Origin of the sequence: Sphingomonas sp. GV3, assembly GCF_031082075.1 — a bacterium.
Lineage (GTDB): Bacteria > Pseudomonadota > Alphaproteobacteria > Sphingomonadales > Sphingomonadaceae > Sphingomonas > Sphingomonas beigongshangi.
In genome coordinates, this window is sequence record NZ_JARWLE010000001.1 from 1,444,264 (window position 1) to 1,462,931 (window position 18,668).

The window sequence follows — 18,668 nt, forward strand, 5'->3', positions numbered from 1 at the left end:
ACGACGGTGTCCGCGCCGGATCCCGGCAGTCATCGCCGCGCGGCAATTTGGCCGTCGATACCAGCTGTGTTATCGTACGGGCGTCTTTCTTCGGGGGGAGAAGAGATGCCGTATCGTCGCGCCTACCGCTGGTTGCTGACCCTTTTTCCGTTGATCGCGCTCGCATTCTGGCCGGGCTATTTCGGCCAGTTGGCCGACGCGCCCTTCGCCCTGCATGCCCATGGCATCACCGCGACGGCGTGGCTGATGCTGCTGACGCTGCAGAGCTGGTCGATCCACGCGCGCGCGGTGGCATGGCATCACCGCGCGGGCCTGGCGACCTTCATGGTGGTGCCGCTGTTCGCCGCCGCGGGTCCGCTGGCGTTGCAGGGCATGGCATGGTTGTGGCGGAGTCACGCAGATCCCTTTCACAGCGCATTCGGCGCCCGGCTCGTCATCGCCGACATGATCGCCGGGCCGTCCGTCCTCCTGCTGGTTGCCTATGCCTTTCTCCGGCGGCGGCGGGTGGACGTCCATGCCGCCGCGATGCTGGCGACCGCGCTGCTGGTGTTGCCGCCGATCATCGGACGCCTGTTTCCCGCATTGCCCGGTTTCCCGCATGGCGGGGCGGCAGGCTTCGCGGGCTTCCGACTGTCGTTCGACCTTGCCGAGGGTGTCACGCTGCTTATCGCCCTGTGGCTCGCCGGCCGGCGGCGTGGCGGCCGCGGGCCATTCGGCTTCGCGGCGGCCGCGACGGCAGCCCAGCTGATCGGCTTCGAAACGATCGGCCGCACCGCCGTATGGGATCGCCTGGTCCTGTCGCTGACCAATGTGCCGATCGCCCCGATCAGCGCGACCGCGGGCGTGGGGGCCGCCGTCCTGCTGGCGCTCGCTTGGCGCCTGGGATCGCGCGACGACGGCCGCGCGGGTGCCCACCCTGGCGCATCGCGAGGCTTGCTCGCCGCCTAGCGTGCAACCCAGCATGGCCGGACAGGGGCGATGCCCGCCCCCACCCGCCCCGCCGCCCATCGGTAATACGGGTGTCAAAGCCGTCCGGAAGCGGGAGGGGCCGGCGCCGCGTCCGCGCAAGAGCATCGGAGCCCGATCGAACGTTTATTGTTTTTCGATAATCTTATTGCTGTTATTCGATATGCCGCTATCTTCCGTGATCGGAGGATTGCCATGCCCCACGTGTCCCAGCCCCGCCTGCTGTCGCTTTCGACCCGCATCGTTCAAGCCTTTCGTATCGCCAATGTGGCGATCGCGGTGTTTTTCCTCGCGATATTGTGCGCGACGCTGCCGGGCTTGGAGCTGGTCCAAGGTGCGCTGGCGCGCAAATATGGCGGCGCCGTCGATACCGTGACGGTCGTCCTGTTCGTCCGCGTGACGTTGCTGCTGGGCCTGCCGATCTGCTGGGTCGTCGAGCGCCTGCTGGCGGCGTTGCGCGCCATCCTCGGCACGGTCGCCGAGGGCGACCCGTTCGTGCGCGCCAATGCCGCGCGCCTTCGGACGATCGGCTGGATGCTGCTGACCATCCAGGTGGCGGATCTGGCCTTCGGCGCGACCCGCCTCGTCGCGAAGCTGCTGCACATCGATTATGCAAGCTGGCAGCCGAGCTTCACCGGCTGGCTGGGGGTGCTGATCGCCTTCGTCCTCGCCCAGGTCTTCGAGCGCGGCGCGGCGATGCGCGAAGACCTGGACGGCACCGTCTGATGCCCGTCCGCGTCCATCTCGACGACATGCTGCACGCGCGGCGCATGACGCTGACCGAACTCAGCGAACGCGTCGACATCACGCTCGCCAATCTGTCGATCCTGAAGACCGGCAAGGCGAAGGCGATCCGCTTTTCGACGCTGGAGGCGATCTGTGCCGCGCTCGCCTGCCAGCCGGGCGACATCCTGACCTTCCTTCCCGATGGAGACGATGCATGACCTTCGCGAAAGCCTTCGCCGACACCTATCGGGGCAGCATCGCCTTCCTGATCGCGTGCCCCCTGCTCGCGCTCGTCCCGGTCGCCTTCGAGATGGTGCAGCATGTCGTCGAGGTGCATATCGGCATGTACGACGGCATCGCGGCCGCCAAGGCCACCGAGCATCATCCGCTGCGCCTCGCCTTCGGGATGATGAAGGTGCTGTCGCTGATCGTGCCGGGATATTGGATCACCCGCTTCCTCGCCTGGCGCGACCCGCGCGCGGCGGCACGCGTCGATACGCGCGCAGCCGTGCTCTACGCGGGCGTCGTCGCCTTCCACGCCGCGCTCAGCGCGCTCCAGCTGTTCGTCCTGCCCTCGACGGTCGGGGTGCTGCTGGCGGGATTCGCGATCGGACAGGTGATCAGCGGACTCGTGCCCGCCTGGACGGTGGCGGCGGCGCTGGGCAACCCCGCGATCGGCCCGGTCGCGTCGGCACGCCTGATGCTGCGCCAGCTGCCGTTTACCGTCGCGCTGATGCTCGCGACGATCCTGCCGCTGATGATCCCGCATTATGTCCTGGGCGCGGCGGCGATCTTCGCCGGCCGGGCATTGCTGTGGCCGGTGCTGCTGGCGGACGCACTGCTGGTCGGCTGGCTGTGCGCAGTGATGCTCGCGGCCGGATACGTCGCGGCGACGCGCGCGGCGGCGGCGGCCGGCATCACCCTCGACCCGCCGTCGCGCGCCGCCATCGCCGCTTGACCCGGCCCGCCCCCTCCCCGATAGCCGCGCGTGTCGCGAAGGGAGAGACCGGGCCTGCCCCGGCGCCGAAGGAGCAACCGCCCCGGAAACTCTCAGGCAAAAGGACCAACGCGACGACGGACATCTGGAGAGTGGCGCGGCCTCTGCCCGCGCCCGCCGACGGGATAGCGATCTCAGGCGCAAGGGACAGATGGGGCATGCGAGACGAGCCGGCACCGCCGGCGGGGAGAGGGCATGCAGTTGCAACCACCGACGGCCGCGCTGGATCGCGGCGCCGCGCGCCCGATCAGCGTCGCGGAACTGTTCACCATCGGCATCGGGCCGTCGAGCTCGCATACCGTCGGGCCGATGCGCGCCGCCTATGACTTCGCGCAGCGCGCGCTGGCGCAGGGCCTGCCGCCGGTCGGCGTCACCTGTGACCTTTATGGCAGTCTCGCGCTGACGGGGCGCGGCCATGCGACCGACACCGCGGTCATCCTGGGCCTCGCCGGCTGGGAGCCGGAACGGCTCGACCCCGATGCGGCACCGGGGATCCTGGCCGGCATTCGCGACACGGGGCGCCTGACGCTGGCGGGAGCACGCGCGCTGCCGTTTTCCGAGGCGGCGGACGTGGTCTTCCACCCGCGCGATTTCCTCGCCGAGCATCCCAACGGGCTGACCTTCACCGCGCGCCTTGCCGACGGCACCGGTTATGCGGAGACCTATTTCTCGATCGGGGGCGGCGCGATCCTGCGCAAGGGTGCGCCCCTGCCGTCGCACAATGTCGCGGTCCGCCATCCCTTTTCCTCCAGCGCGGAACTGCTCGCGCGCGGCGATGAGACCGGCTTGTCGATCGCCGACATGGTCCGCGCCAATGAAGAGGCATGGCGTAGCCCCGAAGAGGCGGACGCCTTCCTCGACGAGGTCCGCGCCGCGATGAGCGCCTGCATCGACCGGGGCATCGCGCAGGAAGGGGAATTGCCGGGCGGGCTGCGTGTCCGGCGCCGCGCGCGGGCGATCGAACGGGCACTGACGGGATGCGTCCCCGGCAGCAATCCGGCCGAAGTGTTCGAATGGGTCAGCCTGTGGGCCCTGGCGGTGAACGAGGAGAATGCCGCCGGCGGCCGCGTCGTCACGGCCCCGACCAACGGCGCGGCGGGCGTGTTGCCCTCCGTGCTCCGCTTCTACGAGACGCTGGTCGAAGGCGCGAGCGCGGAAGGCGCGCGCCGCTTTCTCTACACCGCCGCGGCGATCGGCATGCTCTACAAGAAACGCGCCTCGATCTCCGCCGCCGAAATGGGCTGCCAGGGCGAGGTCGGCGTCGCCTGCTCGATGGCCGCGGGCGCATTGGCGGCGGTACTCGGCGGCAGCAACCGGCAGGTCGAGAATGCCGCGGAAATCGGCATGGAGCACAACCTCGGCCTCACCTGCGACCCGATCGGCGGTCTGGTGCAGATCCCCTGCATCGAGCGCAACACGATGGGCGCGGTGAAGGCGATCAACGCCGCCTATCTGGCGCTGCGAGGCGACGGGAGCCACGTCGTCAGTCTCGACGCGGTCATCGAGACGATGCGCCAGACCGGCGAGGACATGCGCACCAAGTACAAGGAGACGAGCCTCGGCGGCCTCGCGGTCAACGTGGTGGAGTGCTGACGCACCGGGCGACCCTGACGGCGATCGAAGCCGCCAAACCTATTCTCGCGCCGGTCCGACTGCCGAATCCTCGGTGATCACCGCCGGCGGTATGTCGCCCTGGCGTCGCGCGATGGTGGTGAACCGGCCGCCGTCGATGCGGATCTCGTTGAAGGAGGCCGGCGAGTTCCGGGTCCGCTTCGACAGCGTGCCGGCGCCGATCATCCGCACGATCCACCCGCCGCGGTCGATCGGCACGTCGAACGGATCATGGACATGTCCGCTCAGCACCGCATGCGCGCCCGCCGCGGCCAGTGCGGTGAGCGCGCTGTCGCCGTGCCGGGTCTTCGCGGTGCCCTTCGTCCCGCCCTCGATCAGGGGATGGTGAGCCGCGACGAGGATCAGGTTGCCCTTCGGCGCCGCGGCGATCAACGCGAGCGCGCGGCGCAGCGAGCCACGGCTGACGCGCCCCTTCGACCAGTTCCACCGCCACTGCGCGCGCGCGGTGGTCTTCAGCGGGACGACCGTCACGCCGGGGAGGTCGAGTTCGTGCTCGATCATCCGCTCGACGGCGGCATAGCGCTGATAGGGCGCGAGCAGTCGCCGGAACGGGTCCCAATAATAGGGGATGTCATGGTTGCCGACCTCGAGCGTCACGGGAACGCCCAGCCCCTTCAGCCACGCGCCGCCGCGTTCGAACTCACGACGGGTCGCGCGCATCGTCAGGTCGCCGGTCATGACGACCGCGTCGGGCTTTTCCGCCGCAACCCGCGTCTCGAACCAGTAGAGCGCCGCCGGGTCCTCGGCACCGAAGTGAACGTCGCTGACGTGAAAGAGCTTGATCATGGACCGTGGAACGCCGCCATAGGAATTGAGTGCCGGACGCCGGTTGCGCGCCTCGGAGCCGATCCCGCATGGGATCAGACGCTTGGCCGTCACGCCCCATCTGCGATGGTGCGACCCATAATCGTGACGGTCCACCCTCGTCCACCGTCCTGTGCGGAACCGTACACAGCTCGCGGGAACCGACGCTATTAATGCAGATCAACGCTGCTCGCATTGTAAAGCCTCGGTCCCCGGCCCATTATTTCCGTTCCGATCGCAAGAGACCCGATGGCCACCGACCCGACCGACATTCGACAGGACCTGACCGCATGCGATCGCGAGCCGATCCATGTCCCCGGCGCGATCCAACCGCATGGGTTGTTGTTGATCGCGGCGGCGGATGGCGCGCACGAGATCGTCGGGGGCGCCGGTACGATCGAGGAGCGGCTGGCGGCGGACTGGCTGGGCCGACCGCTCGCGGACGTGCTTGGCTGCGATGTCGCGACCCTGCTGGACAACGTCTTGCCGACCAGTCCGGACGTCGCCATGCCGCCCGTGATAGCCGGGATGGACGAGACCTTCGTGGCGACTTTGCACCGGGGTGAGCGGCATCTGCTGGTCGAACTCGAGCCGACCGGCCGCGAGGCGGCGACCGCGACGTCGATCCTGTCCTGGCTTGACGCGACGGCGGCGGGGTTCGAGCGCGCCGCGGACGTGGCGTCGCTGTACGAACGCGCGGCCAAGGCGTTTCGCGTCCTGACCGGCTTCGACCGGGTCATGATCTATCGCTTCCTCGATGACGAGGCGGGTTGCGTGGTCGCGGAGGATCGCGTGCCAGGTCTGCACAGCTTCCTGAACCACCATTTCCCCGCGAGCGACATACCGCGCCAGGCCCGCGCGCTGTATATCCGCAACCGCACGCGCGCGATTCCCGACGCCGGCTACGTCCCGCAGCCGATCCGCCCCGCCGCGCTCGCGGGGATCGATCTCAGCGACGTTGCGCTGCGAAGCGTGTCGCCGATCCATACCGAGTATCTGCACAACATGGGCGTGCAGGCATCCGCTTCGATCTCGATCGTCAAGGATGGCCTGCTCTGGGGCCTCGTCGCCTGCCACAACATGACCCCTAGGCTGCTCTCACCCGACGTGCGCAACGCGGCGGCGACGCTGGCGAGCGGGCTTGCGCGCCAGATCCGCGCCAAGCAGGAGGCGGTCGCCTATCGCGAGCGGCTGAACCTGCGCGCCGTCGAGGACAATGTCGTCCCGCAATTGCAGGGCGACATTCCACTGGCGGAGATCATCGGCGTTGTGAAGGGCGACCTGCGCACGATGCTGGACGCCGACGGTTTCGCGATGGTCACGCGCACGACGATCGAGACCGACGGCCACTGCCCCCCGCCCGCCATTCTGTCGATGCTGGCCCGCTGGGCGCAGTCGCGCGGCGGCGAACCGGTCACCACGCACGAACTCGGCGCGAATCTTCCCGCAATGGCGGAGCATCGCGCGCTCGCGAGCGGCATGATCGCGGTACCGTTGCGCGACGAAGATGCGACGTTGATCTGGCTCCGCGCGGAACGCATCACCAAGGTCGAGTGGGCCGGCAACCCGCACAAGGCGGTTTCGCTGGCTCCCGGCGAGCGGCTGACGCCGCGTGCCTCGTTCGAGACATGGAGCGAGACGGTACGCGGGCATGCGCGCCGCTGGTCGCTGGAAGAGATCGAGGCCGCGCATCGACTGCGCCGCCGGTTCCACGAGGCACGAACCAGCCAGCAGCTGCGCGGCCTCAATCGCGAACTCAGCCGCATGGTCGTCGAAAAGGACGCGCTGATCGCGCAGAAGGACGTCCTGATGAAGGAGGTCAACCACCGGGTGCAGAACAGCCTGCAGCTGGTCGCCTCCTTCCTGCGGCTTCAAGCGAAGACCGCGGGCGACGGCGCGGTGGCGGAGCATCTGGCGGAGGCGCAGGCCCGGCTGGCGGCGGTCGCGCTCGTCCACCGCCGCCTCTATCGCGACGATCAGGTCGAAAGCGTCGACCTGTCCCGCTACGTCGACGAGCTCGTCGCCGACATGCGGACGTCGATGGGTGCCGATTGGGCCGCCCAGATCCGACTGGACCTGGCACCGGTGCTCGTGCCGACCGATCGTGCCGTGAACATCGGCCTCATCCTCACCGAACTGGTCATCAACGCGAGCAAATATGCCTATGGCGGGACGCCGGGTCCGCTGATGATCGCCACCGAACAGCATGGCGCGCTGCTCCGCCTGATCGTGGCGGATGAAGGGCGCGGCAAGGGCAAGGGTGAAGGGTTCGGCAGCCGCATGATGGCGGCTATGGTGCAGCGTCTGAACGGCACGCTGGACTATCTGGACAATGCGCCGGGAGTCCGGGCAATCATGACCGCGCCGATCGTCGAGTAAAATACAACGGATTCGGTTTATTTCGCGGCTTTGTCGCCGTTTTGAGTAAACGTCGATCAATTCTTCACCCGGAACGGCCATGTCGGCCGCATGCCCGCTGCATCGCCCACCCCGCGCGTTCCCGACATTCCGGGCAGTCAGGCCCGAGTGGGGCCGTACGTCCGGGCGCGGCACCCTGACTGGCTGCAGCCCCCGTTCGGCAGGCGCCTCATGGTGTCCGATGCCTGCAACCGCGACATCCCGCGCCGATCGATCCCCAGCATCGAGATCGATCCGATAAGGGACCGTAAACCAATGCTTCTCCGCGCCGCCTGCGCCCATCCAGTCACCGGCGAGGATCGGCCCGAGAGGCGGCGCGTGGACGCGCCCTCGCCTGCCCCTCGGCGACGTGGGCGGCACGCATCCGGGGCGCCGCGCGCGATGCCGATGGACCATCCGGTTTTCCGCCAAGAGACGCGTGCCCACCGAGAGGAGATCGCGTCATGAATGCGATACCGAACGCCGAGCAACGGCGGCGGTTTAGACTGTCCTCCTGGCTCGCGCCGGGCGAACGACAGCCCGCGCCGGACATCCAGTCGACGCATCTCGGCGATGCCTTCCGCGCCGGCGATGCTGCGCTCTATGCGGAAGTCGGCGACTTCATCTTCACCCATCGGCTGCCATTGAGCGCGGACGTCTTCGGCGTGGTCCTGGATTATCTGCGCGGCGGCGATTCCGCCCTGGTCTTCGCGGTTCAGGAGCAGCTGCGCACCACGCAGGGCCTCGATGCGGCGTTCATCCGGACGCTGGCCGAGGATCGCAGCGGCACGATTCGTCCGGCGGCGCTCGCGCAGATGGCGGACGGGCTGGCGGCGCAACTCGGCCGATGCCTGACGCTGATCGGGCAATCCCGGGCCTCGGCGCAGGATTACGGCATTGCGCTGGACCGCGAGGCGCGGCTTATCGCGGTCAATGACGGCGATGCCATCGGCCGGCTGATCGACCTGACGGTGCAGGCGGTCGCGACCTCGCGGCGGATGGCGGAGAAACTGGAGGAAACCCACCGCGAGACGTCTCTGCTGCGCGACAATCTGGATCGTGCGCAGCGGATCGCGGAACGCGACCACCTGACGGGACTGATCAACCGACGGGGGTTCGACGTACGGTTGCGCGCGCGCGCGGAGGCGGACGCCGCGAACGACCGGCCCTGGTGCGTCGCCCTGTGCGACATCGACGACTTCAAGGCGGTAAACGACCGACACGGGCATGACACCGGCGACCGGGTGCTCAAGCTGGTCGCCCGCGCGCTCGAATCGGACCTAGGCAACAGCGCCACCGTCGCCCGCCATGGCGGCGAAGAGTTCGCCTGCCTGTTCGCGGATAGCAGCCTGGATGAAGCCTGCGCGCAACTGAATGCCGTTCGCGCGGCCATAGCCGATCGATCGCTCGTCAATCGCGACACGGGCAAGCCGATCGGCGCGCTGAGCATCTCAATCGGCCTGGCGGAAGTGCATGGAGATCCGGTCCAGGCGATGCGGGACGCGGACGCCGCGCTCTACGTCGCCAAGCGGTCGGGCAAGAACCGCATCGCGACGGCACCGATCGACTCAGAGTGATCGTCGCACCGGCGTGTCGCGTCGCAGCTCCGGCGGCGGCAAAAACCGGGGCTCAGGCGGCCACCCGAATGTCGAAGGCGACCGGCGGCGGCGGGCCATCGAGATAGGCGGTTTCGATGCGGTCGAAGGGAAAGCCCTGCACCGCGGCGGCCGCCAGCGCCAGGCGAACCGTGCTGGCGGTGCGGGCGCTTGTCTCCACCGCATCCTCCCTGTTCATCCACGCGGCGTGGATCACGAACCCCTGGCGTAGCCGCTGGACCGGTCCGCCCGCCGCGCTGAGCCGCGTCAGACGCCGGCGAACCGTCGTTTCGGGTAGGTTCAGCACGCGCGTCAGGGTGCTCGCCCGAATGGCATGGGCACCGCTGAACTGGATGCGGGCGTTCGGATCGGTCGGCGCGTCGCACAGCGCCGCCTGCCGATCGAGGTTGCCGCACAGGATGGTGGAGAAGAGCACGAGGTCCAGCCAGCTGCCGTGGATCGCCCGATTGCTCTCGACCGTGCCGAGCATCACGTCGACGGCCGCGCCGATGCCGGCGGTCGGGAGGTAGATCTCGGCGGCCGCGCGGATCGGCGGCAGTTCCCCCGCATCGCGCAGGCCCTGCGCGAAGGCGACGAAGCTGTCATGCGTCAGCGTCATGAGTCGCTGAATGTCGGGCCGGGTGAAGACATCCGGATGCACGACTACGCCGCCCGGGACGCGAGCGCACAATTCCGCGCTGATCAGGGCCTTCACGTGGCGTCGTACGGTCTCGAATGATCGCGAGAGCGATATCGCCATCGAATGCATCGAAATGCCCTTGGTCCGCGCCCCCCCGCGCAAGGTTTCGCGCATGATCAGCGCGAAGATCGCAAAGCGATCGACATCGCCCTCGAAGCGACGCAGTCCGGCGGCGATGATCCGGGTCTGCATGAGCGCAAGATGTCGTGTAACGCTTGCGATCTTCACCTGTCCGATCCCACGGCCGCTGCTCCCGATCCCGCAGGATAGTGGCACGCCGATTTAAAAACTGTCGATGAGTCACACGATAAAACCGCCGCTTTGAGTAATTTATCGGTGCCTATCGGCGTGGGCGGCGAGCGCGGCAGCCGCGAAAAGTGCAAACGTTTGCCGAGCACCCCGGATTATCGCGCCGCGCGCACGATCGTCGGAGGCCGCGCCCCTTGCGTCGATCGCCGCGAGCAGCGTGCGCCACTCGCCCTGCTCGTGCACCGCCGCCAGATAGGCCGTCGGCAAGGCCGACGGCACCGTTTTGGCCAATACCCTCCCGCCGAGCCGCGACCCTTCGATGACGTAGAGCGCCCCCCAGCGACCATCGGGATCGTCCAGGTTAGCGGTTGCGGGGCCAGGCGCGGGCAGCGCCAGGCCGAGCGCCGCGAGGTCCGCCGCCAGCAACGCCGCCCTGGGTCGCCAGGCCGGGAGCGTCGAATCCCCCGCCAACGCCGTTTCGACCACGTGCAAGGCCTGGGCATGGGCAAACAGGAAAAGCCCGTAGTCGGTCGCATCGTGCAATCGGAACATGCCGAAACCCGCGTCGACGGCGTCGTGATCGGCAGCGGTTGCCTTGCGAAGCGTGGCGACGAACGACATTGCGCTGCCCTGCCGGCTGCAGGCGCGGCTGTCGAGGGCGGAACGTCAGGCGTGCGGCGAATCGGCTGGCGCCGCCGGGGTGCCGACGCGGCGAAATGCCCGGCGACCACGGAAATCGACCCGCGCACACCGCGGCAAACCGCGGCTTCCCGTTACGGCACCAGCGATCGCGCACTTTCGGCTTGCACGGATGGCCGCTGGCGGCCATGCGCCGCCGCGCCTATCCACGACGTGCCATCCCAACGAAAGGTCTCGCCATGGTTGCCTGGTTCCAGGCACTTATGCCCAAGCAAGGGCGGTTCTTCGAACAGTTCGAAGCGCATGCCGCGACTCTTGTCGCCGGTGCCGAGGCGCTGCAGCGACTGTTCGCAGGCGAAGGCACCACCGCGGAGCATATCGCCGAGATCGTGCGGCGGGAGCATGAGGCCGACGACATCACACGCGATGTGCTGCGCGATGTCCGCCGGATCTTCGTGACGCCGTTCGACCGTTCCGCGATCACCGATCTGATCGGCGTGATGGACGATTCGATCGATCAGATGAACCAGACCGCCAACACGATCGGCCTGTACGAGGTGACGGAATTCGCGCCCGACATGCGCGCGATGGCGGACCTTGCGGTCGAGGCGGCGCGGGTGACGGCGGAGGCGATCCCGCTGCTGCGACGTCTCGACGCCAACCAGACCCGGCTGCACACCTTGACCGAGCAACTGGTCACGATCGAGGGACGCGTCGATGGCTTCCATGCCGCTGGCCTGAAGGCGCTGTTCAAGGCGTGCGGCAACGACCAGCCGATGCGCTTCATCGTCGGCCGCGAGATCTACAGTCATCTGGAACGGATCGCCGATCGGTTCGAGGATATCGCAAACGAGATCCAGGGTCTCGTGATCGACCACGCCTGAGGCTGGCGCGATGACCATCTCCTTCACCGTGCTGGTCCTGCTGATCGGCGTGGCGCTGCTGTTCGACTTCCTGAACGGCCTGCACGACGCAGCGAACTCGATCGCCACGGTCGTGTCGACGCGGGTGCTCAAGCCGCATCATGCCGTCCTTTGGGCGGCCTTCTTCAACTTCATCGCTTTCCTGGTCTTCGACCACGCCGTCGCAAAGACGGTCGGCAAGGGGATCATCGAGGCGCAGATCATCGATCCGCAGCTGATCTTCGGCGCTCTGATGGGTGCGATCGTGTGGAACCTCGTGACCTGGCGGCTCGGCATCCCCTCCTCGTCCAGTCACGCGCTGATCGGCGGGCTGATCGGGGCCGGCGTGACCAAGGCAGGCCTGGACGTCGTCGTGTGGTGGGGCGTCATCAAGACCGTCGCGGCCATCTTCCTGTCGCCGGCACTGGGCCTCGTCCTCGCGCTGGCGCTGGTGCTGGCGGTCGCCTGGAGCACGCTGAGGCTGACGCCGATGGGCGTCGACAAGCGTTTCCGAAAGCTCCAGCTGGTCTCCGCCGCGCTCTACAGCCTCGGTCATGGCGGCAACGACGCCCAGAAGACGATGGGGATCATCACCGTGCTCCTCTATTCGCAGGGCATGGTCGGCAAGGACCTCAACATCCCGCTGTGGGTGGTGCTGTCCTGTCAGGCCGCGATGGCGCTGGGCACGATGTCAGGCGGTTGGAAGATCGTCCACACGATGGGCTCGAAGATCACGCGGCTGACGCCGGCGCAGGGCTTCTGCGCCGAGACGGGCGGCGCCATCACCCTGTTCCTGGCGAACATCGGCGGCATCCCCGTCTCCTCGACGCACACGATCACCGGTGCGATCGTCGGCGTCGGATCGGCACGGCGGCTCTCGGCCGTGCGCTGGAACGTCGCCAGCCGGATCGTCGTCGCCTGGGTGGTGACGCTGCCCGCCGCCGGCCTGATCGGCGCGGCGTTCTATGAGGCGACGAAGCTTCTTTCCGGGCTCTGATTGCGGTAAGGAACGGCAGGGGCAGGCGGGCGTCGAGGCCGCGCTGCCGCCGCCGCGAAAGGATCCGCCATGCCGCTCGAACTCACGCTGGTCGGCGCCTCGACCATCCTGCTCCTCGTCTACGTGATGGTGCAGGGACAGACGGCGACACGCGAACGTGGGATGGACTGGAATGCCGGCCCCCGCGACGGCGATGCCAAGCCGCTGGGGCCGGTCGCGGGACGCGCGGCGCGGGCGCTCGCCAACTTTCAGGAAACCTATCCCGCGTTCCTCGCGCTCGCGCTTGGCCTCGCCGTAGCGGGCAAGACCGGTGGACTCGGCGCGGTGGGCGCGGCGACCTGGTTCGGGGCGCGCATCGTCTACCTGCCGCTCTACCTCGCCGGCATCCCCTATATCCGCAGCCTGGTCTGGGCCGTGTCGATCCTGGGGCTTGCGCTGATGCTGTTCCGCTTGCTGTGAGCGCCGCGATCAAAGCGCCCAATCGAGCTGCAGCCAGACCTTGCGCGTGTCGGTGAAGAGCCGGTCGGCGCGATAGTCCGCGTAGCGCACCGCCGCCGTGGTGCGTCCGAATTTGGCGGTGGCGAGAAGATCGATCTCGTTGCCGTAATGCCGGATCAGCCGATCGCTTTCGAAGCGGTGATAGACGGCGGTCAGCGACACCGCCTTCGCCGGCCCGATCGCCTGCCATCCCCAGCCGGCGCTGCCGTAGAGGTCGCGCACGCCGTCGGGCGGCGTCGTCGTCAGCTTGTCCGCCCAGCCCTGGAACTTGAAGATCGACGACAAGGGCGTCTGGAAGCTCGCCAGCGGCGTTCCGTCGCTCGCGCCGAGCACTTCGTACCCCGCGCCGACCCGCGGGCCACCGAAATCGAGGCCGGCGTCCGCAAGCTTGTAATCGGCGGTGTAACGGTTCGGGTTGCGGTGATAATCCGACTGGCGGGCGTAGCTGAGCTGATACGAAAGCTTCGCCGCGCCCAATTTCCGCGTACCGGCGAAGCGGCCGCCATAGGTCTGGCTCGACAGGCGGTAGCCCTGCACCGCCGCCTCGTCCTCGTCGACGAGATAGGCAAAGCCGGTCAGGCGCCCGATCGGCGTCTCCCATCCCAGATTGGCCAGCACTGTGTTGCCGCCGATCGATCGCGGGCGTGCGCCGCGTCCGTCGATGCCGTTGACGGTACGGACGGACCAGACGTAGCTCACATCCGCCTTAACCTTCGCGAGCGGGGTCCATTCGACCCGTATTGCGTCAAAGCTCTGGCCGTTGTTGCGGATCGTGCCGGCCCCGACGAAGCGCTCGTCGTCCAGCTGGATCACCTGCCGGCCGGCGATCACCGCCAGGCCCGGGTCGGCATAGCGCAATTGCGCGCGATAGATCCCGATGCTCTGCGGGTCCGCGACCAGCGGACGCAGCGTCGCGGCGCCATGCAGGCCGTCGAAATAGCGGGGGACGATCGCCAGATTGCCCTGCGCCTGTGCAAGGGCCGACCAGCGACCGTCGCTGACCTGCACCCCTGTCCGGACCCGTACGGTCACCGCATCACTATCCTGGGGCAGGCCTTGCTGCTCGACATGCTCCCAGCGAAGCCGCGCCTCCACGAGCGGCGTGACCGTCTGCGCCGCCGCCGGCGTGGCCACACACGACAGCACCATGGCCGTAGTCAGCAGCGGCGTCGAACGCGTCGAAAATTTCATCATAGCCCATCCATCCCCCCGAAATGGATGTCCGCCGTAACAGCGGACTACCGCGTGACCCTAGGTTGAAGTCGTTGCCCGGCCATTACCAAATGTTTCCCGCGCCTCGGCCGCCCCCGCAACTATCGCGCAGACGGGCCGTTCTCGCGCTTCGCCGGTGAGGAGTATCAAGGCCATGGCTCGGTTTTCGGAGAAGGTGATCGTGATCACGGGCGCGGCGTCCGGGATCGGGGAAGGCGCCGCCCGGCGCTTCGCCCAGGAAGGCGCCGCGCTCGTCCTCGGCGACCAGGACGCGGACGGTCTTGCCAGACTGGCGGCCGATCTGGGCGGGACGGTCGAGACGCTGGAAATGGACGTATCCCAGGCCGAAGACTGCAAGGCGCTCGTCGCACGCGCGACGGATAGGTTCGGCCGGATCGACGTGCTGGTCAATGACGCGGGTGTCGATCATCTCGGCAAGGTCGACGAGGGCGGCGACGAGGCATTCACCAAGGTGATCGAAACCGATCTCTACGGCGTCGTCCACATGACCCGCGCCGCGATCGCCGCTCTGCGCGCCGCAAAGGGGTGTATCGTCAACATCTCCTCCGTCTCCGGGATCGGCGGCGACTGGAACCACAGCTTCTATTGCGCCGCGAAGGGCGCGGTGACCAATTTCACGCGCGCACTGGCGATGGACGAGGCGAAGAACGGCGTACGCGTCAACGCCGTCAATCCGTCGCTGACCTACACCGCCCTCACCGAGGGGATGAAGGAGCAGCCCGACCTCATCGCCAAGTTCGAGGAGCGCATCCCGATGGGACGCGGCGCCGAGCCTGCGGACATTTCCGGTGCCATCGCCTTTTTGGCCAGCGAGGACGCGCACTATATTACTGGCGTCAACCTGCCCGTCGATGGTGGCCTGTCCGCGTCGAACGGCCAGCCACCGCTGAGCTGACGGGCGCAGATCGAAAGGCCGACATGACCGACTATCGCAAGACCGATGAGGCGATCGCCAAGCTGACGCCCGAGCAATTCTACGTGACGCAGCAGAGCGGCACGGAGCGGCCGGGGACCGGCGAATATCTCTACAACAAGGCGCCCGGCATCTACGTCGACGTGGTGTCCGGCGAGCCGCTGTTCGCCTCCGCGGACAAATATGAATCGCACTGCGGCTGGCCGAGCTTCACGAAGCCGATCGAGCAGGCGCGCGTCAACGAGCTGAGCGACACCAGCCACGGCATGGTGCGGACCGAGGTCCGGTCGGCCGGCGGGGACAGCCACCTCGGCCACGTCTTCAACGACGGCCCGCGCGAGACCGGCGGTCTGCGCTATTGCATCAACTCGGCCGCGTTGCGTTTCGTGCCGAAGGCCGAGATGGCGGCGCAGGGCTACGGGGCCTATCTGGACCAGGTCGAAGGCTGAGCCCGCCCAGCCTGCGCATCAAAGCCGCTTGATGCCGTCGCGCCCGGCTTCTACGAGACCCTCAGGCGGCTTTGGTACCGCAACCATGGAGGGGCTTGGTGGAGACGCAATTCGATCCGGCGACGGTGCTCGGCGCCGACTGGCGTGACGGTCTGTGGCTCGGCCGGATCGATCGGGGCGAAGGCCCCTGCCCGGTCCTGATCCGCGACGGCGTCGTCCACGACATGAGCCGCGTCGCGGCGACCGTGGCGCAGCTGGTCGCCGCCGCCGCGTTCGACGCGGACGCGGGCGAAGCGATCGGCGACCTGTCGGCGCTCGGGCTTTCCGCAACGGCAATGCCACGCCTCCTTGCCCCCGTGGACCTTCAGGTCGTCAAGGCGGCCGGTGTGACCTTCGCGACCTCCGCGCTCGAACGGGTAATCGAGGAGCGGGCGCGCGGGGACGCATCCGCCGCCGCAGGCCTGCGCGCGCGGCTGGAGGAGCGTGTCGGCGGCGGGCTGCGTTCGGTGGTGCCCGGGACGGCGGAAGCGTCCGCGCTCAAGGCCGCGCTGATCGAGGAAGGCCTGTGGTCGCAATATCTTGAAGTCGCGATCGGCCCCGATGCGGAAATCTTCACCAAGGCACCCGTCCTCGCCACGGTCGGATGGGGCGCGGATGTCGGCATTCGCTCGGATTCCGGCTGGAACAACCCCGAGCCGGAGGTGGCGCTTCTCGTCGCGCCGGATGGACGGGCGGTCGGCGCCTGTCTGGGCAACGACGTCAACCTGCGCGACTTCGAGGGCCGCTCCGCGCTCCTGCTCGGCAAGGCCAAGGACAACAACGCGTCCGCTGCGCTCGGCCCGTTCGTGAGACTGTTCGACGACCGCTTCACGATCGACCATGTCCGCGATGCGCAGGTGACGCTGACGATCGAGGGCACGGACGGCTATCGTCTCGACGGGCACAGTTCGATGCGCGAGATCAGCCGCGATCCGCTCGAACTCGTGCGTCAGGCACTGAGCGAGCATCAATATCCCGATGGGTTCGTGCTGTATCTCGGCACATTGTTCGCGCCGGTGCAGGATCGGGACGAGCCCGGCCGGGGCTTCACCCACAAGACCGGCGACGTTGTGACGATCGCCAGCCCCGGCCTCGGCCAGCTCGTCAATCGCGTAACGACGTCGAAGGACGCCGAACCCTGGACGTTCGGTACACTGGCGCTGATGCGCAACCTTGCCGCGCGCGGCCTGCTTTCCGCCTGACCTTCGAAAGGCCCTTCCCATGACCGACGTCCCCGCCGACCGGCGCGCCGTTTACCCTTCGCTGCGCGACAAGCGCGTCATCATTACCGGCGGCGGATCGGGTATCGGCGCGGGCCTGGTCGAGGCCTTCGTCGGCCAGGGCGCGAAGGTCGCCTTCGTCGACGTCGCCGTGGAGGACAGCGAGGCGCTGGTCGAGCGCCTGGCGCCGGATGCCGCACACGCGCCGCTGTTCCGGAGGCTCGACCTCACGGATCTGGATGCCCTCAAGACCGTGTTCGGCGCCCTGATCGACGCACTTGGCGGGTGCGACGTGCTGGTGAACAACGCCGGCAACGACGATCGGCACACGATCGCGGACGTGACACCGGCCTATTGGGACGACCGGATGAACGTCAACCTGCGCCACCAGTTCTTCGCGGCGCAGGCGGTCGTACCGGCGATGCGTGCCGCCGGCGGCGGCGGCGCGATCCTCAATTTCGGTTCGATCAGCTGGCACCTCGCGTTGAACGACCTCATCCTCTACCAGACCGCGAAGGCGGCGATCGAGGGCCTGACGCGCAGCCTGGCGCGCGACCTGGGCCGCGACGGCATCCGGTGCAATGCGATCGTACCCGGCAACGTCAAGACGCCGCGGCAGGAGAAGTGGTACACGCCCGAGGGCGAGGCGGAGATCGTCGCCGCGCAATGCCTGGACGGGCGCATCTATCCCGTCGACGTAGCGGCGCTCGCGCTGTTTCTCGCCTCGGACGACGCGCGGCTTTGCACCGGTCACAATTATTGGATCGACGCGGGCTGGCGCTGATCGCGAGCGGCTTGACGCAATCTCTATCGCGCTAATAGGATATCCCGTACTGGGAGGGCGTCGCGATGCGGTGGCTTGGTTTCGGTTTGGCGTGCGTGCTGGTCGCGGGCTGCAGCAAGGCTCCCGACGCCGGCCCCGGAGACGCCGCGACGCGGGCGACGGATGTCGCATTCGCCTATCGCTACGACTTCCGCCTGCCGTCGAGCAGGATCGCAGAGGCGCAGGAGGCGCATGCGACGGCGTGCGAGCGCCTCGGTCCGGGCCGGTGCCGCATCACCGGCATGTCCTATCACCTGGACGCTTCGGGAACGGCCTCGGCGAGTCTCGACCTGCGCGTCGCGTCGCCGATCGCGCGAGGGTTCGGACAGGACGGGATAAAGGGGATCGCGGCCGCCGGCGGCGCATTGACCAGCGCCGAGATCGTCGGCACGGATGCGGCGCCGCAACGGGACGCCGCGTTGACCGGCGCGGCCGACGCGCATGCGGATCTCGGAGAGGTCGACCGACAGCTCGCGCGCGCCGACCTTTCGAAGCAGATGCGCTCCGATCTGCTGGCGCGCCGCGCCGCGTTGCTGGAGACGCAGCGACAGGCGGCGGCGGCGGGAGCGGCCGCACGTGCCAGCGTCATGACGACGCCGATTTCGTTCCGCTATGACGCCGGATCGGGCGTCGGCCTGGTCCCGCGCCTGCTGGAGGCCGCGCAGGCCGGATATGCGTCGCTGACATGGACGCTGGCGACGACCCTGACACTGATCGCATGGCTCGCGCCACCCAGCGCGATGCTTCTGCTGCTCGCGTGGGCGTGGCACCGCCTGGGCAGGCGCTGGTGGGCGCGAGTGTTCCCGGATGTTCGCAGCGAATGACGGCTGCCGTCGCCTCGACATGATAGGAAAGCCGGCATAGGTTCTGGTCTGACATAATCGAGAGG

General features: G+C 68.1%; 18 protein-coding genes, 1 pseudogene and 1 riboswitch. Of the genes and pseudogenes, 15 read left to right on the top strand and 4 right to left on the bottom strand.

The window, feature by feature from the left end:
* The first annotated feature begins 105 nt into the window (after window positions 1-105).
* From RF701_RS06715 to RF701_RS06735, 5 genes are all read left to right on the top strand, one after another.
* The gene (locus tag RF701_RS06715; RefSeq protein WP_308814494.1) at window positions 106-948 is read left to right on the top strand and encodes a hypothetical protein; all 843 of its coding nucleotides are present in this window, start codon (window positions 106-108) and stop codon (window positions 946-948) included.
* Between the two features lie 213 nt (window positions 949-1,161).
* Entirely contained in the window at window positions 1,162-1,692 is a 531-nt protein-coding gene (locus RF701_RS06720; protein ID WP_308814495.1) for a DUF2975 domain-containing protein, read from the top strand.
* Window positions 1,692-1,910 carry a helix-turn-helix transcriptional regulator gene (locus RF701_RS06725; RefSeq protein WP_203309558.1) on the top strand — a complete coding sequence of 73 codons (219 nt, stop codon included), beginning with the start codon at window positions 1,692-1,694 and terminating at the stop codon, window positions 1,908-1,910. The genes RF701_RS06720 and RF701_RS06725 overlap by 1 nt, the downstream gene beginning before the upstream one ends.
* A complete protein-coding gene (locus RF701_RS06730) occupies window positions 1,907-2,650 on the top strand; it encodes a hypothetical protein (RefSeq protein WP_308814496.1) in 744 nt (247 codons plus the stop codon). The genes RF701_RS06725 and RF701_RS06730 overlap by 4 nt, the downstream gene beginning before the upstream one ends.
* Before the next feature lie 29 nt (window positions 2,651-2,679).
* Window positions 2,680-2,768: riboswitch (glycine riboswitch) on the top strand.
* Between the two features lie 116 nt (window positions 2,769-2,884).
* Window positions 2,885-4,282 carry an L-serine ammonia-lyase gene (locus tag RF701_RS06735; protein WP_308814497.1) on the top strand — a complete coding sequence of 466 codons (1,398 nt, stop codon included), beginning with the start codon at window positions 2,885-2,887 and terminating at the stop codon, window positions 4,280-4,282.
* Window positions 4,283-4,321: 39 nt separating this feature from the next.
* Here RF701_RS06735 and RF701_RS06740 read toward each other — a convergent pair whose 3' ends face one another.
* Window positions 4,322-5,107 carry a metallophosphoesterase gene (locus RF701_RS06740; RefSeq protein ID WP_308815626.1) on the bottom strand — a complete coding sequence of 262 codons (786 nt, stop codon included), beginning with the start codon at window positions 5,105-5,107 and terminating at the stop codon, window positions 4,322-4,324.
* A 267-nt stretch (window positions 5,108-5,374) separates the two neighbouring features.
* On the opposite strand from RF701_RS06740, the gene RF701_RS06745 reads away from it, so the two are divergent.
* Together RF701_RS06745 and RF701_RS06750 are read left to right on the top strand one after the other, a co-directional pair.
* Entirely contained in the window at window positions 5,375-7,504 is a 2,130-nt protein-coding gene (locus RF701_RS06745) for a histidine kinase dimerization/phosphoacceptor domain -containing protein (protein ID WP_308814498.1), read from the top strand.
* A 482-nt stretch (window positions 7,505-7,986) separates the two neighbouring features.
* Complete coding sequence (locus tag RF701_RS06750; protein ID WP_308814499.1) at window positions 7,987-9,099, top strand: GGDEF domain-containing protein; 1,113 nt, start codon at window positions 7,987-7,989, stop codon at window positions 9,097-9,099.
* A 52-nt stretch (window positions 9,100-9,151) separates the two neighbouring features.
* Here the strand turns inward: RF701_RS06750 and RF701_RS06755 are convergent, their stop codons facing one another.
* Together RF701_RS06755 and RF701_RS06760 are read right to left on the bottom strand one after the other, a co-directional pair.
* A complete protein-coding gene (locus RF701_RS06755; protein WP_210358116.1) occupies window positions 9,152-10,009 on the bottom strand; it encodes a hypothetical protein in 858 nt (285 codons plus the stop codon).
* A 138-nt stretch (window positions 10,010-10,147) separates the two neighbouring features.
* Window positions 10,148-10,687, bottom strand: a complete 540-nt coding sequence (locus tag RF701_RS06760) for a biliverdin-producing heme oxygenase (protein ID WP_308814500.1) — start codon at window positions 10,685-10,687, stop codon at window positions 10,148-10,150.
* A 257-nt stretch (window positions 10,688-10,944) separates the two neighbouring features.
* Between RF701_RS06760 and RF701_RS06765 the strand changes: the two are divergent.
* The 3 genes and pseudogenes from RF701_RS06765 to RF701_RS06775 all read left to right on the top strand — a co-directional run.
* Window positions 10,945-11,589 (top strand): annotated as a pseudogene (locus tag RF701_RS06765) (DUF47 domain-containing protein); the annotation flags it as partial.
* 10 nt (window positions 11,590-11,599) lie between these two features.
* Window positions 11,600-12,604, top strand: coding sequence for an inorganic phosphate transporter (locus RF701_RS06770; RefSeq protein ID WP_210358118.1), 1,005 nt, complete (start codon window positions 11,600-11,602; stop codon window positions 12,602-12,604).
* Between the two features lie 69 nt (window positions 12,605-12,673).
* The gene (locus tag RF701_RS06775; RefSeq protein WP_203309568.1) at window positions 12,674-13,063 is read left to right on the top strand and encodes an MAPEG family protein; all 390 of its coding nucleotides are present in this window, start codon (window positions 12,674-12,676) and stop codon (window positions 13,061-13,063) included.
* A 9-nt stretch (window positions 13,064-13,072) separates the two neighbouring features.
* Here RF701_RS06775 and RF701_RS06780 read toward each other — a convergent pair whose 3' ends face one another.
* Window positions 13,073-14,293, bottom strand: coding sequence for a hypothetical protein (locus RF701_RS06780; protein ID WP_308815627.1), 1,221 nt, complete (start codon window positions 14,291-14,293; stop codon window positions 13,073-13,075).
* A gap of 175 nt (window positions 14,294-14,468) precedes the next feature.
* Between RF701_RS06780 and RF701_RS06785 the strand changes: the two genes are divergently transcribed.
* From RF701_RS06785 to RF701_RS06805, 5 genes are all read left to right on the top strand, one after another.
* On the top strand, window positions 14,469-15,230 hold the full coding sequence (locus RF701_RS06785; protein ID WP_308814501.1) for an SDR family oxidoreductase: 762 nt from the start codon (window positions 14,469-14,471) through the stop codon (window positions 15,228-15,230).
* 23 nt (window positions 15,231-15,253) lie between these two features.
* Window positions 15,254-15,697, top strand: a complete 444-nt coding sequence (gene msrB / locus RF701_RS06790; RefSeq protein ID WP_210358120.1) for a peptide-methionine (R)-S-oxide reductase MsrB — start codon at window positions 15,254-15,256, stop codon at window positions 15,695-15,697.
* Window positions 15,698-15,795: 98 nt separating this feature from the next.
* Window positions 15,796-16,938 (top strand): fumarylacetoacetate hydrolase family protein, encoded by a 1,143-nt coding sequence (locus RF701_RS06795; protein ID WP_374758599.1) that lies wholly within the window; start codon window positions 15,796-15,798, stop codon window positions 16,936-16,938.
* 19 nt (window positions 16,939-16,957) lie between these two features.
* Window positions 16,958-17,740, top strand: a complete 783-nt coding sequence (locus RF701_RS06800) for an SDR family oxidoreductase (RefSeq protein ID WP_308814503.1) — start codon at window positions 16,958-16,960, stop codon at window positions 17,738-17,740.
* Between the two features lie 65 nt (window positions 17,741-17,805).
* On the top strand, window positions 17,806-18,603 hold the full coding sequence (locus RF701_RS06805; protein ID WP_308814504.1) for a hypothetical protein: 798 nt from the start codon (window positions 17,806-17,808) through the stop codon (window positions 18,601-18,603).
* Window positions 18,604-18,668 lie beyond the last annotated feature (65 nt).

Coding starts and splice junctions, on each gene's coding strand:
- RF701_RS06715 (WP_308814494.1), top strand. CDS start 106: ATGCCGTATCGTCGCGCCTACCGCTGGTTGCTGACCCTTTTTCCGTTG.
- RF701_RS06720 (WP_308814495.1), top strand. CDS start 1,162: ATGCCCCACGTGTCCCAGCCCCGCCTGCTGTCGCTTTCGACCCGCATC.
- RF701_RS06725 (WP_203309558.1), top strand. CDS start 1,692: ATGCCCGTCCGCGTCCATCTCGACGACATGCTGCACGCGCGGCGCATG.
- RF701_RS06730 (WP_308814496.1), top strand. CDS start 1,907: ATGACCTTCGCGAAAGCCTTCGCCGACACCTATCGGGGCAGCATCGCC.
- RF701_RS06735 (WP_308814497.1), top strand. CDS start 2,885: ATGCAGTTGCAACCACCGACGGCCGCGCTGGATCGCGGCGCCGCGCGC.
- RF701_RS06740 (WP_308815626.1), bottom strand. CDS start 5,107: ATGATCAAGCTCTTTCACGTCAGCGACGTTCACTTCGGTGCCGAGGAC.
- RF701_RS06745 (WP_308814498.1), top strand. CDS start 5,375: ATGGCCACCGACCCGACCGACATTCGACAGGACCTGACCGCATGCGAT.
- RF701_RS06750 (WP_308814499.1), top strand. CDS start 7,987: ATGAATGCGATACCGAACGCCGAGCAACGGCGGCGGTTTAGACTGTCC.
- RF701_RS06755 (WP_210358116.1), bottom strand. CDS start 10,009: ATGCAGACCCGGATCATCGCCGCCGGACTGCGTCGCTTCGAGGGCGAT.
- RF701_RS06760 (WP_308814500.1), bottom strand. CDS start 10,687: ATGTCGTTCGTCGCCACGCTTCGCAAGGCAACCGCTGCCGATCACGAC.
- RF701_RS06770 (WP_210358118.1), top strand. CDS start 11,600: ATGACCATCTCCTTCACCGTGCTGGTCCTGCTGATCGGCGTGGCGCTG.
- RF701_RS06775 (WP_203309568.1), top strand. CDS start 12,674: ATGCCGCTCGAACTCACGCTGGTCGGCGCCTCGACCATCCTGCTCCTC.
- RF701_RS06780 (WP_308815627.1), bottom strand. CDS start 14,293: ATGAAATTTTCGACGCGTTCGACGCCGCTGCTGACTACGGCCATGGTG.
- RF701_RS06785 (WP_308814501.1), top strand. CDS start 14,469: ATGGCTCGGTTTTCGGAGAAGGTGATCGTGATCACGGGCGCGGCGTCC.
- msrB (WP_210358120.1), top strand. CDS start 15,254: ATGACCGACTATCGCAAGACCGATGAGGCGATCGCCAAGCTGACGCCC.
- RF701_RS06800 (WP_308814503.1), top strand. CDS start 16,958: ATGACCGACGTCCCCGCCGACCGGCGCGCCGTTTACCCTTCGCTGCGC.
- RF701_RS06805 (WP_308814504.1), top strand. CDS start 17,806: ATGCGGTGGCTTGGTTTCGGTTTGGCGTGCGTGCTGGTCGCGGGCTGC.